Source organism: Staphylococcus sp. GDH8C109P, from assembly GCF_017893405.1.
GTDB lineage: Bacteria > Bacillota > Bacilli > Staphylococcales > Staphylococcaceae > Staphylococcus > Staphylococcus cohnii.
Genome location: NZ_JAESMX010000019.1, coordinates 223,920 through 240,670, shown reverse-complemented (window position 1 = coordinate 240,670; position 16,751 = coordinate 223,920). Strand labels below are relative to the sequence as shown.

At 31.0% G+C, this 16,751-nt stretch carries 13 protein-coding genes; 7 read left to right on the top strand and 6 right to left on the bottom strand.

Going from position 1 to position 16,751, the window contains the following annotated elements; all coding sequences use genetic code 11:
- Positions 1-67 precede the first annotated feature (67 nt).
- A complete protein-coding gene (locus KA867_RS10740; protein WP_210138006.1) occupies positions 68-280 on the bottom strand; it encodes a TM2 domain-containing protein in 213 nt (70 codons plus the stop codon).
- A 175-nt stretch (positions 281-455) separates the two neighbouring features.
- Here KA867_RS10740 and KA867_RS10735 point away from each other — a divergent pair, with 175 nt between their 5' ends.
- Positions 456-1,007 carry a GNAT family N-acetyltransferase gene (locus KA867_RS10735; protein WP_210138005.1) on the top strand — a complete coding sequence of 184 codons (552 nt, stop codon included), beginning with the start codon at positions 456-458 and terminating at the stop codon, positions 1,005-1,007.
- Between the two features lie 88 nt (positions 1,008-1,095).
- Here KA867_RS10735 and KA867_RS10730 read toward each other — a convergent pair whose 3' ends face one another.
- Positions 1,096-2,034 carry a 1,4-dihydroxy-2-naphthoate polyprenyltransferase gene (locus KA867_RS10730; RefSeq protein ID WP_192946843.1) on the bottom strand — a complete coding sequence of 313 codons (939 nt, stop codon included), beginning with the start codon at positions 2,032-2,034 and terminating at the stop codon, positions 1,096-1,098.
- A gap of 190 nt (positions 2,035-2,224) precedes the next feature.
- Between KA867_RS10730 and KA867_RS10725 the strand changes: the two genes are divergently transcribed.
- The 5 genes from KA867_RS10725 to KA867_RS10705 all read left to right on the top strand — a co-directional run bounded on the left by KA867_RS10725 (position 2,225) and on the right by KA867_RS10705 (position 7,734).
- Complete coding sequence (locus tag KA867_RS10725) at positions 2,225-3,577, top strand: isochorismate synthase (RefSeq protein ID WP_210138004.1); 1,353 nt, start codon at positions 2,225-2,227, stop codon at positions 3,575-3,577.
- On the top strand, positions 3,570-5,252 hold the full coding sequence (gene menD, locus KA867_RS10720; RefSeq protein ID WP_210138003.1) for a 2-succinyl-5-enolpyruvyl-6-hydroxy-3-cyclohexene-1-carboxylic-acid synthase: 1,683 nt from the start codon (positions 3,570-3,572) through the stop codon (positions 5,250-5,252). The genes KA867_RS10725 and menD overlap by 8 nt, the downstream gene beginning before the upstream one ends.
- Positions 5,239-6,048 carry a 2-succinyl-6-hydroxy-2,4-cyclohexadiene-1-carboxylate synthase gene (gene menH / locus KA867_RS10715; protein WP_210138002.1) on the top strand — a complete coding sequence of 270 codons (810 nt, stop codon included), beginning with the start codon at positions 5,239-5,241 and terminating at the stop codon, positions 6,046-6,048. Before menD ends, menH begins: the two co-directional genes overlap by 14 nt.
- On the top strand, positions 6,041-6,859 hold the full coding sequence (menB, locus tag KA867_RS10710; RefSeq protein WP_210138001.1) for a 1,4-dihydroxy-2-naphthoyl-CoA synthase: 819 nt from the start codon (positions 6,041-6,043) through the stop codon (positions 6,857-6,859). Before menH ends, menB begins: the two co-directional genes overlap by 8 nt.
- A gap of 437 nt (positions 6,860-7,296) precedes the next feature.
- A complete protein-coding gene (locus KA867_RS10705; protein ID WP_210138000.1) occupies positions 7,297-7,734 on the top strand; it encodes a MarR family winged helix-turn-helix transcriptional regulator in 438 nt (145 codons plus the stop codon).
- Between the two features lie 396 nt (positions 7,735-8,130).
- Here KA867_RS10705 and KA867_RS10700 read toward each other — a convergent pair whose 3' ends face one another.
- Both KA867_RS10700 and KA867_RS10695 read right to left on the bottom strand, forming a co-directional pair.
- A complete protein-coding gene (locus KA867_RS10700; protein WP_210137999.1) occupies positions 8,131-9,291 on the bottom strand; it encodes an aminotransferase class I/II-fold pyridoxal phosphate-dependent enzyme in 1,161 nt (386 codons plus the stop codon).
- Positions 9,292-9,411: 120 nt separating this feature from the next.
- Positions 9,412-10,416 (bottom strand): acyltransferase family protein, encoded by a 1,005-nt coding sequence (locus KA867_RS10695; RefSeq protein ID WP_210137998.1) that lies wholly within the window; start codon positions 10,414-10,416, stop codon positions 9,412-9,414.
- A gap of 204 nt (positions 10,417-10,620) precedes the next feature.
- On the opposite strand from KA867_RS10695, the gene KA867_RS10690 reads away from it, so the two are divergent.
- Positions 10,621-11,043, top strand: a complete 423-nt coding sequence (locus KA867_RS10690) for a MarR family transcriptional regulator (protein ID WP_019469107.1) — start codon at positions 10,621-10,623, stop codon at positions 11,041-11,043.
- A gap of 416 nt (positions 11,044-11,459) precedes the next feature.
- Here the strand turns inward: KA867_RS10690 and KA867_RS10685 are convergent, their stop codons facing one another.
- Together KA867_RS10685 and KA867_RS10680 are read right to left on the bottom strand one after the other, a co-directional pair.
- Positions 11,460-16,058 (bottom strand): GW dipeptide domain-containing protein, encoded by a 4,599-nt coding sequence (locus tag KA867_RS10685; RefSeq protein ID WP_210137997.1) that lies wholly within the window; start codon positions 16,056-16,058, stop codon positions 11,460-11,462.
- 235 nt (positions 16,059-16,293) lie between these two features.
- Positions 16,294-16,716: a GNAT family N-acetyltransferase gene (locus KA867_RS10680; RefSeq protein WP_210137996.1), complete on the bottom strand. Its 423-nt coding sequence runs from the start codon at positions 16,714-16,716 to the stop codon at positions 16,294-16,296.
- Positions 16,717-16,751 lie beyond the last annotated feature (35 nt).

Genomic DNA, 16,751 nt, shown 5'->3' with positions numbered 1-16,751 from the left:
TACCTTTACCCATTTATTATCAGAGTAATGAAAATATAAGTGTATTTTTTAAAACGTTAGTATAAAACTATTTTTCGAAAGTGATGAGCCCGTTTTCATCTGCTTTGTTAAAGAAAATTGTTAAGATACCACTAATGATAGCAATAATATAGGGAATACCAGTCCAGAAAAATATTAAGTGAATAATACCTTGTAGTAATTGGTTTGAGTAAAATTTATGGATGCCACACCATCCTAAAAGAAATGCAAGCGCGACGTAAATGACTTTGTTTACTTTCATGTGTATAATATCCTTTCGTTATCTAAATTATTATTCTAATTATCTCTTAAATCGTGAAAATGAACAAACAAAACATGTGACAAAATTTGAGTTATAAAGTTGTTATTACATCGAAATTTTAATTTGATTCATATATAATAGAATTAATAATTGCTATAAATAAAGGAGAAATCAAATGATTAGAAAAGCTAAACCTAGTGACAAAAAAGATATTGCAGAATTATGTTATATCATTTGGAGTCAATTAGATATCGATATGGTAAAAGAAGTCGAAAAGTTTCGTTTGCTAAAAATAATGGAACAAAGCATGGTAGATGTTAAATATAGAGGACATATTAGTAATGTATGGGTGTATGAAATTGATGGCAATGTAGCAGGATGTTTAATTGCATATCCAGGCAATAAGGAATTGGAACTGGAACAAGCGTGGCTAGATATGGACTTAGAAGCAGATATAAAATCCTATGGTACACCTATGCCTATGAAAGAGGCTAATGATGATGAATGGTATATTGAAACTGTAGCAACATTTCCGCAATACCGTGGGAATGGTGTAGCAACGAAATTAATCAAACATGTCATTGCGAACTATCCAGATGAAAAATGGAGTTTAAATTGTGATATAGATAATCTTACAGCATTACGCGTCTATGAAAAATTAGGTTTTGAAATTGCAAGTGAATTTGATTTATATGGTCATATGCATTATCACTTAGTACATATTTAGGTTATATTTGTTAAAAATAAAAATCGTTCATCAAATGAATGAAGAACGATTTTGTATATATAAGCATAAAGCTTAAAATTAGTTGTTATTAAATACCACCTAATAGGGCACTTATATAGATACCTAATGCATAAAGGAAACCAAAGAATGTATTAGTTTTACCTGTAGCAGCCATTGCAGGCATCATTGTTTCAGGTGTGTCGTTCTTTTTAAATCTTCTAACTGCTTTGATTGGCATTGGGAATGACAATAAGGCTAGCAAGAAGAAAATTGAACCACCAGGTTTAAAGAAAGTAATGTAGATAACGAGTAAATAAGCAACGATATACATCAATGCTAAAAAGCGTACAGCATTATTTTTCCCTAATAAAATAGGTAATGTTTTCCGGCCACTTGCCTTATCTTTTGCCCAATCTCTGATATTATTGCCCATATTGATAAGCCCGATCGTAATTACAATTGGAATACTAATCCATACTGCTAAACTTTGTAAATTACCAGTTTGGATAAAGAAAGCAATTAAAATAATGATCATGCCCATAAAAATTCCGGAGAATAGTTCACCAAAGGGCGTCCAAGAAATAGGGAATGGTCCACCTGTATATAAGTAACCTACGGCCATGCATACTAACCCAATTGGTAGTAACCAGAAAGAACTTTGGGAAGCGATAAATATGCCTAATATTGCTGCGATAATATAGAACGTTATGGCTAAGTTCATGACTAATTTTGGACTCATGCCATTACGCACAATTGCGCCACCGATACCTACTGAAGTATGGTCATCCAAGCCTTTTTTAAAATCATAGTATTCGTTAAACATGTTTGTAGCTGCTTGGATAAGTAAACAAGCGACTAACATAGCTATGAATAGGCTAAGCTTTAAATGATCTTCACTACCTAGAAGGAATATTTTTGCAGTTGCAGTACCTACTAAAACTGGAACTACTGCAGCAGTCAAAGTGTGTGGCCGCATTAGATGCCAGTATTTTCTGACCGTTGAATATTGTTGGTATTGAGATGCCATAATAATTTACCTCGAATTCTTTTAATATAATTAATTTTTATCAAATTAATTTTAATAGAAGAAGTTGTAAAGGTCAACTTACGTAAAAAATGTCTACATGAAATAAGCTGAAAAACGTACACAGATTGTGAAAAGTGGTACAATATTATAATGAGTGTAAACAGATAATGAAATGAAAGAAGTGAAATAGATGACTTTAGATGTCAAGGAAAGTGAAATTGTCGAAGCGGTATACGAAAGTAACCAAACTTGGGTTTCTGTAGAAGCAAAATTAGATTATGAACTAGAACCTACATTATTATTTCATTTAACCGAAGATTGTGCAGGAGACCGTTTTTATTTCAAGAAAAATGACAACGAAACTTCATTCTTTGGCTATCATGCTATTACGAGATTTAAAAATGATTTTGAAAATAAACAATCCATTTTTCGTGAGTGGGAAAAGTATAAAAATGATATTGAGTTAATACATCCAAATTCTGAAAAACATCATTTGAAAATTTGTGGCGGTTTCCAATTTTCAACACACAAATCAGGTGATGAATGGCGTGAGTTTGGCATTAATCATTTTGTCTTGCCTGAAGTACTCGTCACGATGGAAGAGGGACAATCTTTTATAACGTATACTGTCGAATCTGATAAGTTTGAGATGGATGCTTTCTTAGCAATTATTGATAAACTTACGCAAAAGGACGTTCAACCCAATAATGAAATAGGGGAAATTAAAAGAATTGACGATATCTATAAAGACGAATGGCGTGACCTAGTTAAAGATACAATTGATATTTTAGATGAAAATAAAAAAATTGTACTTGCAAGAAAAAGACTCATTATGTTTGATAAAAACATTAACATCCCATATATATTAAATAGGGCAATGCAAGGTGAACATAATAGCTATTTATTTGTGCTTGAATCAAAGGATAGTGTGTTTTTTTCCCAGACTCCTGAGCAATTAATGGAAGTAAAAGATGATGTGCTATCAACTAAAGCAGTTGCTGGTACGATTAAAAGAACACACCGAGATGACATAGATAAGGCAAACATTGATGGATTTTTAAATGATAAAAAGAATTTAAATGAGCATCATTTTGTTGTGAAAAGTATTTTAAATGATATCAAGCCTTATGTAGAGCAAATAACATTTAATAAAAAACCACAAATTTTAACGAACGATCATTTATACCATTTATATACAAAAATTGAAGGGCGCTTAATACAGAATTCATATATTGGATTATTGGATAATCTTCATCCTACACCAGCATTAGGTGGTTATCCTAAAGAAGAAGCTATTTCTTATATAGAAAACAATGAGTTTGGTACTCGAGGCCTATATGGTGCTCCGGTAGGTTATATTGATATGTATGATAACTGTGAGTTCATCGTAGCGATTAGATCTATGTTAATTAAAAAGAATCAGGCTACTTTGTTTGCTGGGTGCGGTATTGTACAAAATTCTGATGCTGATAGTGAAGTGGAAGAAACTGCTGTTAAATTCAATCCGATGATGAAAGCTTTAGGAGTAGAGAAATATGAATAATTACACAGACGCTTTAACAAAACAAGTTTTTACATTAGTCTCAGAACTATATGCATATGGCATAAGAGAAGTGGTAATAAGCCCTGGGTCACGTTCAACACCTTTAGCTATTGCTATAGAGGCACATCCTAAATTAAAATCTTGGATTCATCCAGATGAACGTAGTGCTGCTTTTTTTGCAATGGGATTAATGAAAGGTAGCGAAAGACCAGTTGCGATCTTATGTACATCAGGGACCGCGGCTGCCAATTATACACCTGCGATTGCAGAAAGTAATTTAAGTCATTTACCATTAGTCGTTTTGACGAGTGATAGACCACATGAATTAAGGGAAATAGGTGCACCTCAAGCGATAAATCAAACAAATATGTTTGAGAACTATGTTCAATATCAATTTGATTTTCCAATAGCGGATGCTGATGAAGCACAAGATTATTTGTTAGACACGATAAATTTTCAAATGCAAAAAGCAAGTCAATATTTTTATGGGCCACATCGTGGGCCAATACATCTGAATTTACCATTTAGGGAACCATTAACTCCGAACTTAGAAAAAGTAGAATGGTTAAGTTCAGATAACAAGATATTGCCACATTATCAAAAGACAGCAAGTTTGAATGAAATCAAAGCGATTATGCAAAAACGCAAAGGACTTATTGTTGTAGGTGATATGCAACATCAAGATGTCGATCAAATACTTACTTTTGCGACGATTCATGACATGCCTATATTAGCAGACCCTTTGAGTCAATTACGTAAAGAACATCATCCTAATGTAGTGACAACTTATGATTTATTGTATAGATCGGGGTTATCTATAAATGCTGATTTTATTATTCGTGTAGGTAAACCAGTGATTTCTAAAAAAGTAAATCAATGGTTAAAAGCTACAGAAGCATTTCAAATATTAGTGCAAAATAATGATCAACCAGATGCATTTCCAAAGGTACCACACGTATCTTACGAAATGTCGGCCAATGATTTCTTTAGACAACTTTCTGAAATTCCTACCGTAGAACGCAAAAATTGGTTAGAAAAATGGCAATCATTAGAGAAACAAGCACATATTAAAATCAAAGACCATTTGAGAACTGCTACAGATGAATCAGCTTTTGTAGCAAATGTATTAGATAAATTAACGAAAGAAGATACGCTGTTTGTTAGCAATAGTATGCCAATCCGTGATGTCGATAATTTATTTGTAGATTGTGAAGCAGAGGTTTATGCTAATAGAGGAGCTAATGGCATAGATGGTGTTATTTCTACTGCGATAGGAATGGCAGCACATAAACGCGTAACATTATTAATAGGTGATTTAGCATTCTATCATGATATGAATGGTTTGCTCATGTCAAAATTAAATAATATCAACCTAAATATCATACTCATAAATAATGATGGTGGCGGAATTTTCTCTTTTCTACCACAAAAATCGGCAGCTGATATTTATTTTGAAAGACTTTTTGGTACACCGACAGGATTAAACTTTGAACATGCTGCATTACTTTATGATTTTTCTTACAGACGTTTTGAAACAATTGAGACTTTTAAATATGCTGAACTATCAAAACTTGGTGCGCATATATATGAAATCATTACAAACCGTGATGAGAATTTAAACCAACACCAAAATCTCTATTCGAAATTGAGTGATATTATCGATGTTACATTATAAATTTCATCAAGCTACAAATAACTCAAAAGATTTGCTCGTATTATTGCATGGATTTATAAGTGATCAATCGACATTCGATGAACATATCATGACGTTCACTGATGAAATAAATGTATTAACTATTGACTTGCCTGGTCATGGGCTTGATCAATCAAGTAAAAATTATACTTGGAATTTTGAATTTATTTGTCAATCATTAGATGATACATTAACTTCATTTAAGTCATCATACCGTATTTTTTTACATGGTTATTCTATGGGTGGTAGAATTGCTTTATATTACGCACTCCATGGAAAGCATCACTTAGATGGTTTAATATTGGAAAGTAGTTCTCCAGGTATTGCAGATGAAGATGATCGCATAGAAAGAATACAAATTGATCAGGCGCGTGCAAAAGTTTTAGAAATAGCTGGATTAGAAATTTTTGTAAATGATTGGGAAAAATTACCTTTATTTCAAAGTCAGTATGGTTTAAGTACAGAAATAAAACAAAAAATTCGTCGAATGCGATTGCAACAAAATCCCATGCGATTAGCAAAAGCTTTAAGAGACTATGGCACTGGCCATATGCCTAATTTATGGCCGAAAATAGCAAACATTACAGTTCCAACGTGTATAATTGTAGGTAGTTTAGATGAAAAATTTATAAAAACTGCTTATAATATGTGCGATTTAATACCAGAGACGAGCTTATATGAAGTGAATGGGTGTGGTCATACGGTACATGTGGAAGAAATGACAGAATTTGATAAAATAGTATTAGGTTTTATTTTTAAGGAGGAGCAAAATGACTAGACAATGGGAAACAATTAAAGAATATAAAGATATTAAGTATGAATTTTATAACGGTATAGCAAAAGTAACAATCAATAGACCTGAAGTTCGTAATGCATTTACACCAAATACAGTACAAGAAATGATAGATGCTTTTACAAGAGCTAGAGATGACCAACGTATTTCAGTTATTGTCTTAACAGGTGAAGGTGAAAAGGCATTCTGTTCAGGTGGAGACCAAAAAGTACGTGGCCATGGTGGTTATGTTGGTGATGACCAAATTCCTCGTCTTAATGTGTTGGATTTACAAAGACTTATACGAATTATTCCAAAACCAGTAATTGCGATGGTTAGAGGATATGCCATCGGTGGTGGAAATGTCTTGAATGTTGTTTGTGACTTAACAATTGCTGCAGATAATGCAATATTTGGTCAAACAGGACCAAAAGTAGGATCATTTGATGCTGGTTATGGTTCAGGATATTTAGCTCGTATTGTAGGACATAAGAAAGCACGTGAAATTTGGTATTTATGCCGTCAATATAATGCACAAGAAGCTTTAGATATGGGCTTAGTAAATACCGTTGTACCTTTAGCTGATATAGAGGATGAAACAGTAAAATGGTGTGAAGAAATCATGCAACATTCTCCTACAGCATTAAGATTCTTAAAGGCGGCAATGAACGCTGATACTGACGGATTAGCAGGATTACAACAAATGGCAGGCGATGCTACGCTATTGTATTATACAACTGACGAAGCTAAAGAAGGTAGAGATGCGTTTAAAGAAAAACGTAACCCTGATTTTGATCAATTCCCTAAATTCCCATAAGCAAAATTGTTTAACAGCAGTATATCAATAAAATTAGTTAGCTGTGGCTATAGGTTATGAGATAAAACTAACCAAAAACGTTAATTTCTATTAAATTATATGGAAATTAGCGTTTTTTTATATATTAACAGCTATTTATTCATTATTTTACATATCGTGACAGGCATTAAGATCAAAAAGCTTGTAAGCTTATAAATCGAATATTTATAAAATGTTCATTTCACTAAGGAAAAAATTAAAATATAATATGAGAATTCAGATTTTTAATTTATTATTTAAAAGTAATTAAAAAACATGTAAAATGGATGAATTTCGTTTTCAGAATATTCTATTGACTAATATTATTGATTTTAAAAGTTTTAAACATTTTATTATTATATTTGACCCAAAATAAAATTTCTATTAATATAATAAAAAAGGGCAGAGGAGAGTAATGAATGGCACTATATAAAAATAAAGACCTTATGAAGGATATGTGTTTTCTGTATTATGTTTCTAGTAAAGAGATAGTAAATAAGTTTAATAAACACCTAAAGCAGTATGATATTAGCTTTCCTAATTATGTTGTGATGTTACATATAGAAAATTCAAATCCTGTATTTATAAAAACATTATGCGATCAGTTATATTTAGATTCTGGTACAATAAGCACAATTATTAAAAGGCTAGAAAAAAAAGGATTAATTGAACGCATGAGAACAGAAGAGGATGAGCGCAGAGTCAAAGTACAATTGACAAAAAAAGGAAATGGATTAAAAGAGAAATTTGAACAAATCTCAGAAGAAATTTTAACACAGTTTAATATGAGTTCGGAAGATATAGATATATATTATAAATTGATGAAAAAGTTTGCTGAAAAAAACATCTATCAATAAAACGTATATGTTTGCAAAATAAATCATAGTATAAAAGAAGCCCGTAAATGAATTTTCTTTGAATTTCATTTACGAACCTCTTTTATAACGTATTTCTTAAAAAGCAGATGTTTTTAAGAAATTCACCACTACTTAAAGTATGTAGGTATATACAATTTTGTTTCCTCAAAAGCTTCTTCATAATGGCTTTCTTTATATACAAGGATTTTATTTATCACTGCAATGATTGACTGTATCTTAGCGTTTATCAATTTTTATGCAGTAGTCTGATGTTGGATGTTAATGCGCATAAAAAATCATGTATGTATTCACTTAGGTTATTGCCTCAAATATTGAATACATATATTGGCATATTGACCAATGATAAATATATTTTATCTACAAATTAATATATTGTTATTCATAGTGTTCTTTAATATAAAGCTCTAATCTTCTCATAGCCTCTTTTAAAGCATCGAGTTCATAGGCGTAAGAAATACGTACATGGCCTTTACCGATATCTGTAAAGGCAGAACCTGGTACCATTGCAACATGTGCTTTTTCAAGTACATCTACGCAAAAATCAAAATCATTTTCAGTGAAATTTTCGATGCTAGGGAAGATATAAAAAGCACCCTCTGGTTTAGCGTCGAGTTTAAAACCTAAAGTTTGAAGTTTTGTAATTAAAAAGTCTCGTCTTTCAATATATGCTTTATTCATATAATGAGGCGCGTCTAATCCTTCGTTTAAAGCTGCTATACAAGCAATTTGAGCAGGTACATTAGCACATATACAATTATAAGCATGCATATATGTTAACTTTTCAATTAAATATTCAGGACCTATTAAAAAACCAATACGAATACCTGTAGCAGAGTGAGATTTACTTAATCCACTTACAAGCAATAACTGATCGCGGATGGATTCAAATTCAGCAAAAGAAGTATGTTGATGATTAAAGGTATTTTCTGCATAAATTTCATCACTAATGATAAAAATCTCTTCATTTTTTAACATTTCTGTAAGTGCATGAATTTCATCATAAGTTAAAATAACACCAGTGGGATTTGTTGGATAATTTAAAAGAATTGCTTTTGTTTTTGACGATATATTTTGCTTGATTGCTTCAGGTGTTATTTTGAAATTTGTTTTTGTAGTGTCGATATATACAGGAACGCCACCTAGTGTTTTAATTAAAGGGATATAACCTGCATAAATAGGGCTTGGGATTAATATTTCATCACCTGGGTTAATAATGCTTCTCAAAGCTGTGTCTAATGCTTCACTAGCACCATTTGTAATAATGATTTCATCAGAACTATAATGAAAATCATAGCGCTGTTTAAAATAATGACTGACTGCATTACGTGTTTCAAGTAACCCTTTGTTATGGGAATATTTTGTTTGGTTTTCTTTTATTGCATTAATATATGCGTTTTTTACGACATCAGGCATAGGAAAATCTGGTTGTCCGATTGTTAAATTGATACAATCATCAATATCTTTAATTTTATTTGAAAATTGCCTAATACTTGGTGCCGTTAAATATTTAGAATTGTCGTTTAAAGATAACTTCATTGTTTTTCACCTCAAAATAAAAATACCGATCTGTAGATAAAAAAGTATGATTAGCTTTTAATATCAAATTAATACTATCATAACATATTTGAATCAACTACAAATCGGTTGAATATTGTATTAATCTTTAAAGTTGGCAGGGGATTGTAAGTTTATGACTGGGTTGGTCCACTTAGATATAAATCTTGTTGATAATACATATACAATAATACTTGTGAGTAAGATTAGATATATATATGTCATTATAGAAATCTGATCTTTAAATGGATAAATATCAAAACCACGAATAATCCCAATTACAATGCCGTGTAGTAAATATACATACATAGTGCGACGACCAATATATGTGAAAAATCTTTCTTTTTCAGGTACTAAATTAAGGAAAGAAAACATTGTAATTAAAATAATAAAGTATAATAGCAATCGTTTAATTGGACTATATAAATCTTGTTTACCTTCCAGTGACATATACGGTGAATCTCCTAAAAGCCAATCAGCGTTTATAGGATGTAAAGTATAAATGATATAAAAAAGGAGTAGAATGCTGACAGCGATTGGCATGAATTTTTTACTTCTTAATAAGCGTGTATGTTCACTAGTAAATAAATAACCTAAATAAAAAATAGGAAAGAACATGATTGTTCTTGAAAAACTTAAATAATTGTCGATATCATCTGAATAACCTGCAAATAAAGAAATAATGATGGATATTGGTAATACAAAATATGGTTTAAAATCTTTGACTATAACTAATATGACATGGAAGAAGAATAATGTAAGTAAAAACCATAATGCAAATACAGGGTCAAATGGATCAAATTTAACACTGTCTTCTTTTCCTGTGAAATAGTAGTAAAAGGTGAAAAAGCCAAAGAAAATAAAATAAGGTATCAATAACTTTTTTGAAACTTTTTCTAGATAACCAGCCTTGCCTGATTTTTTAGCAAAATAACCTGAGATGAATAAAAAGCATGGCATATGGAAACTATATATAGTTAAATAAAGTGACGAAAGATATTGACTTTCTTCAGTATATGGTTGTAATAAATGACCAAATACAACAAGAAATATTAATATCATTCTCGCATTGTCAAAGAAATAATCTCTTTCTTTTATCTGTGTCATGTAGTTGCTCCTTTTTTAATGCTGGTAAAAATTTATAATCACTGTTACTAATTTATTATAAAACATATGACAAATGCAACAAAACCGACTGTTTTGTAGATTATTATTGTATATTATGAGGAATAACATTATAATATTAGAAAATAAAATAATAAATTTAAATGCTATTGAACATTTTAATTAAAGTAGTGGAGATGAAACAACATGTATAAACAACTAGAACAATTAATTACACTTACAAGTAATGATTTAAATTTAGTCAGTAGAAGGTTCGGTCAACGGACAGATTTAACTTCCGAACAGTTAGAAATGTTAAGAATTTTGTATCATTATAATGTGTTATCGCAGTACGATTTAACAATGAAAATTAATAAAGAGCAGTCTATAGTGTCTAGGTGGATCAAAAAATTATGCCATATGGGCTATATTACTAGCAAACAGTCAAATAAAGATTTAAGGTGTAAGGATTTAATGATTACAGAAAAAACAAAAGCCCTTGTCCAGCAAATTAACGAGGTTAGGGTAGCTTTGATAGAAGCAAGATGTCAAAGTTTAACATCAAATGATATTGAAAATTTGAATTACTTATTAAATAAATTAAACAACCATCATAATTATATAAAATAGACGATAAACAATTGCTAAAATTTCTCGTAGCATGCTATAAAAATTAAAGTGACTGTAACAAAAATTTCATGATTAACATAAAGAACTAATCCCTATAAATAAGGATTAGTTCTTTTTAATATTATAAAGCTCAAATAAATCAAAACGTTTAGAAACAGAAACTTAAAATTCATATTTAATAATTAAAAAAGAGTGTGCATTACCAAAAATGCTATTGTCATAAGCTTTTAAAGGTTCCTATGACAATTTGGAAAATGTATGTTTAAAAGAATAGCAATATGACTAATAAACAGAATGATAGGCCTAGTTAGTAATAGAATTCTTAAAATGCATACATTATATAAAAAATAAACCTTAGGTGAAATTTTACCTAAGGTTTATCTATGTTTTTAAATATACATAATTATGGTTTCTTGTTATTTATATGTGTTTACATCAAAATATTTGCCTAATTTATTCATAGAATCATAGAACCCTTTAATACGTGTAGCATTATGAGATGCCCATGCTACATCAGTTGCATATTGATGAACGCCTGGATTATCAGGATTCCAACGCATTTTATATAAAGTGTTTTGCCCTTGATTGATGTATGAATTAGCGATGAATTTAGCGCCACCGACAATTGCTTTTTTAACAGTATCCCAACCATTATTTTTAGCGGTAGCAAAACCTTGTTTTACAGGATCTTTATCAACGGCTCCAATACCGAACATATTGTAATATTTTTTAGCACCATTAGTAACAACTTTATTATTTACTACGTCGCCACCATTAGAAAGCTTAGAAGTTCCGTTTCCAGTTTCAAGTAGAGCGTGGGAAACTAAGTAAACTTCATTGATGTTGTAAGTTTTTGCAGCTTCACTAAATGCTTCACCTTGACCTTCTAATATACCTTTACCAACTAGTAATTTATCTAAATCAGTACCAGAAATATTTTGAGATTTATCTAATCGTAAGAATTGGTATTTTTGAGTTGGATCTTTAGCAAGTTTACTACTATTCATAGCATTTTTAATCTCACTCGCTGTTGCATCTTCCCATTTTCCAGGTGTACGTTGAATTTGAGGTTTGAATTTCAAACCATGTTGCAACGCGACAGCCTGTTCTAAAGTAAGATTAGATTTATAATATTTTACTAGCTCTTTACGCAAATCACTTTCTTTAATCCAAACAATTTTACCATTTGATAACTTACCATGATACCAAGTTACACTATTAATGATTTGTTTTTCAAAAACAGTAAAGATGCTTTCATGGAAACCTTTCAATGATCCAGCTGATTTTGTAACGCTTGGATCCAAGTAATAATTACCATTTGCATTGTAAATAACATAGTCAAATTTTTGTGGTGTGATAGCTGACTGTGTTTGAGCTTTATTTAAATCTTTAGCTGAAATCCATCCAGTTTTATTATTTACATTACCATATAGATATTCATCTTTATCAACAAACACAGATTTTGATGCGTTAAATTTACTATTTTTAATATTATTTTGAGTATCTAATTGCTGAGCTTTTGTACCCCATGGAATTGCATATAAACCATTGTTCGTTGCTTTTACAGTATATTGTCCACTTTTAGCTTTTGTTTTGCTTAAGTCACGAGTATTTATATCTTTAGTATTAACCCAACCAATAGGCGTATTTTGTTTAGTATTTTGAATTAACACATAAGTGTTATTACCTTGCGTACGTTGTTTAGTTACAGTATACGTACGGCCTGCAAATTTCGATGCATTTTTACCTTTTTTATCATAAACAGTTGTTTTAATACCAGAATTATTCGTATTTAATTGTCCGATTTTACTAACAGATGTCGTAGCAGTAGCTTTTGTAACTGCTTCTTTAACCGTGATATCAGCTGTTTGCATCCAACCTAAGTTAGTATTGGTTTTATTATCTGTAATTAAATAAAATGAATTATTTCCTAATGTAGCTTTTTTACTTAATTTATAAGTTTTACCATTAACATAAGATTTTTGAATACCTTTTTTATCATATACAGATGTATAAACACCATGATTTGTCTTAGCCACTGTACCTTGTTGATTTGTAAGTGTATTGACAGTTAAATGATTATTTGTAGTAGGGGACGTAGCTGTTTTTGTTGTCGAAGTTAATTTACTTAAGCTTACCCAACCAGATAAATTATTTACTGTACCATAAACATAATTTGTTTTGCCAATTTGCTGTTGTTTTGATGCTTTGAATGTTTGACTAGAACTACCTGAAACTGTGCCTGCCTTTTGAGAACTAGTACCCCAAGGTACAGTATAAACAACTTCACCAGGTTTGATTTTATAGGATTGGTTGTTTTTGACAATGGACTTAGCAGAGTTATAACTTACATCATTTTGATGTACCCATCCTATTAAATCACCTTTATTATAATCAGAAACTAAGTAAAAGTTTTTGTTTCCTAAAGTAGCCGATTTTGTAACTTTTAATGTTTGATTTGTTTTACTTGTTTTCTTACCATTTTGATCATAAACAGTAGTATATAAACCATCATTATTTGTATTTATACGACCAACACCGTTGTTAGTTGATACTGTTAATTTACCAGTATTAGTAGATGGTTTTGTAGTAGAACCATTTGACTCGTTTTTGCTTCCACTTGTATTTCCAGATGAAGTTGTACCCCAAGCAGCAGCTTTACCTGTTTTAATTAAATATTTTTCATAAATTAAATCATAAAGTTCATCATAACTATAATTATGGTTAGCTAAATAACCATGTGGATCGATATGATCTGATCCACCTAAATAATTACTTACAGCTTTATGCGTCCAAACAGTTCCAACACCATCGTACTCAGCGCTGTCAGGAGCAAGTCCATAATATTGTAGGTTTGTAGCTGCATAGTCTGCGTAGTTATTGATTGAACGCGCAAATGAATCATAGTCGTGTGTATGGACTAATTCTACATGAATAAAGCGATCGTTTGCAGCTGGACCAGCTCCCCATGCTAAGTAATCTGTATTAGCTGTTTCAATGATACGATTACCATCTACATATGCATGTACAAATGCGCTATTATAATTATTTTTCATGTAATTAATTTCACCAGTAATTGTTGAATTATCGTTCGCAGTATCATGCATAACGATACCTTCAGGTTTACCATAACGATATTGGTATTTTGGTAAATAACTTGCAATATCTTGTTCATAGTTAGGTGCTTTGAAGTTGTTTTTACGAATATAATTATTTATTGATGAATTTACTTTTGGTGTATATTTAGGTAATGAACTTTTAGTTGTAGATTCTTTTGTGACAGCTGATCTTGTAGCTACAGTAGGTGTACTAACTGATCTAGTCATTCTTACTTTTGGTGTTGCATCACTTTTATAAACTTGAACTGTTTTAGGTGAAGTATTTATATCTGATTCTAAAGTATTAACCTTTTCAGTTTGTGCTTCTTTGCCAGACTCATTTGTAGTAGTTGAATCGTTAGAACTTACCTCTGTATTAGAAGCTTCTGAATCATCATCATTTTGAACAATGTTAGTGTTGTCATCATTATCATCAGCAACGTTAGTGTTAACATCTTTGTCTTCAGAGCTGTTAGAAGTATCATGATTTTTGTTTTCTGTATCAGAAGTTGAATCGTCAGAACTCACCTTTGTATTAGAAGTTTCTGAATCATCATCGCTTTGAGCAACGTTAGTGCTATCATCATTATCATCAGCAACGTTAGTGTTAACATCTTTGTCTTCAGAGCTGTTAGAAGTATCATGATTTTTGTTTTCTGTATCAGAAGTTGAATCGTCAGAACTTACCTTTGTATTAGAAGTTTCTGAATCATCATCGCTTTGAGCAACGTTAGTGCTATCATCTTTATCATTAGCAACGCTAGTGTTAACATCTTTGTCTTCAGAGCTGTTAGAAGCATCATGAGTTTCATTTTCTGTATTAGAAGTTGAATCGTCAGAACTTACCTCTGTATTAGAAGTTTCTGAATCATCATTGCTTTGAGCAACATTAGTACTATCATCTTTTTCATCAGCAACGTTAGTGTTGTCGTCTTTGTCTTCAGAACTGTTAGAAGCATTATGAGTTTCATTTTCTGTATCAGAAGTTGAATCGTCAGAACTTACCGCTGTATTAGATGTTTCTGAATCATCATTGCTTTGAGCAACATTAGTACTATCATCTTTATCATCAGCAACGTTAGTGTTGTCGTCTTTGTCTTCAGAGCTGTTAGAAGTATCATGATTTTCGTTTTCTGAATTAGAAGTTGATTGGTCAGAAGGTACTTCTGTATTGGAAACATCTGAAGTATCATCATTATTTTGAACAACATTAACATTATCATCTTTATTATCAGCAACGTTAGAAGTATCATTATTTATATTTTGTGAATCAGAAGTTGTTTGTTCGGAATTTACTTCTGAATTAGAAATCTCTGAATCATTAACGTTTTGAGCAACGTCAGTGTTGTCCTCTGCATCTTCAGAACTGTTAGAAGCAACCTGATTTTCGTTTTCAGCATTAGAAGAAGGTACCTCTGAATTAGAAATATCTGAAGTATCATCATTTTGAACAACATTAGCATTATCATCTTTATTATCTGCAACGCTAGAAGCATCATTACTTTCATCTTGAGCATCAGTAGCTAATTGTTCAGTATGAGCCTCTGTGTAATTATTGACGTCAGAATTATTTTGGTCTTCTTGATTTTGAGTAAGATATGTATTTTGACTTGATGTGTCTTTATTAAGTTCGTCTAACTGTGCATCATAATTTTCAGGTTCATCTGATTTAAGCTCTTGCACTTGACTTGGATCATTGTATGTTTGTGTTCCTGAAATATTTGTCGTTGGATTACTTACTTCAGATTTTATTTCTTCGCTTTGTTTTAAGGTATTTTCATCATTTAACACATTTTTATTTGATTTCTGATCTTGTGTATCATCAGCTGCATGTGCATAATGGGTTGTCAAAGCTGTACCTGCTAACGTTAATGCAACTATTGAAGGTACCTTATAATTCAACTTTTTATTAGTCATTTAACTGCCCCTTTTATTATTAATATTTATTACCATTATAATACGAAGATAGTTTAATTGAATTGAATTCATAGATTTGTAATATAAAATTAATCTTATTAAGACACTATAAAAGAGATATAATTTAAAAAAAGGCGGAAATACGCCTAATTTTAAATATATTAAAATATTACACTTTTTAGAATGTTACATTGTAAAGATGTACATTAAATAAAACTTTATTAAATCCTTTAGCTTAAATTGTTTTATTCATTAAAATATGTTCAATATTTTCCTCTAAAAAAATATCACCTGAAGCATTATAACCTAAGGATTCATAAAAGCGTTGTGCATGGCATTGGGCATTAAGCGATAACGTTTGATATCCTCGATTTTTAGCTGCTTCTTCAATAAAAAGCATTAATGCTTTACCATAACCTGACCTTCTGTGTGTTGGTAAAATTGCTACACGCTCAATTTTCGCTCCATTTTGATAGGGTCTAAATCTTGCAGTAGCAAAAGGGGAGCACTGTTCATCATAACCAATAACATGAGTGGCGGATGATTCAAATTGGTCTATTTCATTTTCAACTGGCACACCTTGTTCACGAACAAAAACTGCTTTTCTAATTTCATATGCGTCATCTAACATTTTAGATGTAGTAACTACTTCAAACATGATAAAACCTCACTTCTTTTAAATATAATAAAACT

Coding starts and splice junctions, on each gene's coding strand:
- menD (WP_210138003.1), top strand. CDS start 3,570: ATGAATAATTACACAGACGCTTTAACAAAACAAGTTTTTACATTAGTC.
- KA867_RS10690 (WP_019469107.1), top strand. CDS start 10,621: ATGTATAAACAACTAGAACAATTAATTACACTTACAAGTAATGATTTA.
- KA867_RS10730 (WP_192946843.1), bottom strand. CDS start 2,034: ATGGCATCTCAATACCAACAATATTCAACGGTCAGAAAATACTGGCAT.
- menH (WP_210138002.1), top strand. CDS start 5,239: ATGTTACATTATAAATTTCATCAAGCTACAAATAACTCAAAAGATTTG.
- KA867_RS10725 (WP_210138004.1), top strand. CDS start 2,225: ATGACTTTAGATGTCAAGGAAAGTGAAATTGTCGAAGCGGTATACGAA.
- KA867_RS10700 (WP_210137999.1), bottom strand. CDS start 9,291: ATGAAGTTATCTTTAAACGACAATTCTAAATATTTAACGGCACCAAGT.
- KA867_RS10735 (WP_210138005.1), top strand. CDS start 456: ATGATTAGAAAAGCTAAACCTAGTGACAAAAAAGATATTGCAGAATTA.
- KA867_RS10740 (WP_210138006.1), bottom strand. CDS start 280: ATGAAAGTAAACAAAGTCATTTACGTCGCGCTTGCATTTCTTTTAGGA.
- KA867_RS10680 (WP_210137996.1), bottom strand. CDS start 16,716: ATGTTTGAAGTAGTTACTACATCTAAAATGTTAGATGACGCATATGAA.
- KA867_RS10685 (WP_210137997.1), bottom strand. CDS start 16,058: ATGACTAATAAAAAGTTGAATTATAAGGTACCTTCAATAGTTGCATTA.
- menB (WP_210138001.1), top strand. CDS start 6,041: ATGACTAGACAATGGGAAACAATTAAAGAATATAAAGATATTAAGTAT.
- KA867_RS10695 (WP_210137998.1), bottom strand. CDS start 10,416: ATGACACAGATAAAAGAAAGAGATTATTTCTTTGACAATGCGAGAATG.
- KA867_RS10705 (WP_210138000.1), top strand. CDS start 7,297: ATGGCACTATATAAAAATAAAGACCTTATGAAGGATATGTGTTTTCTG.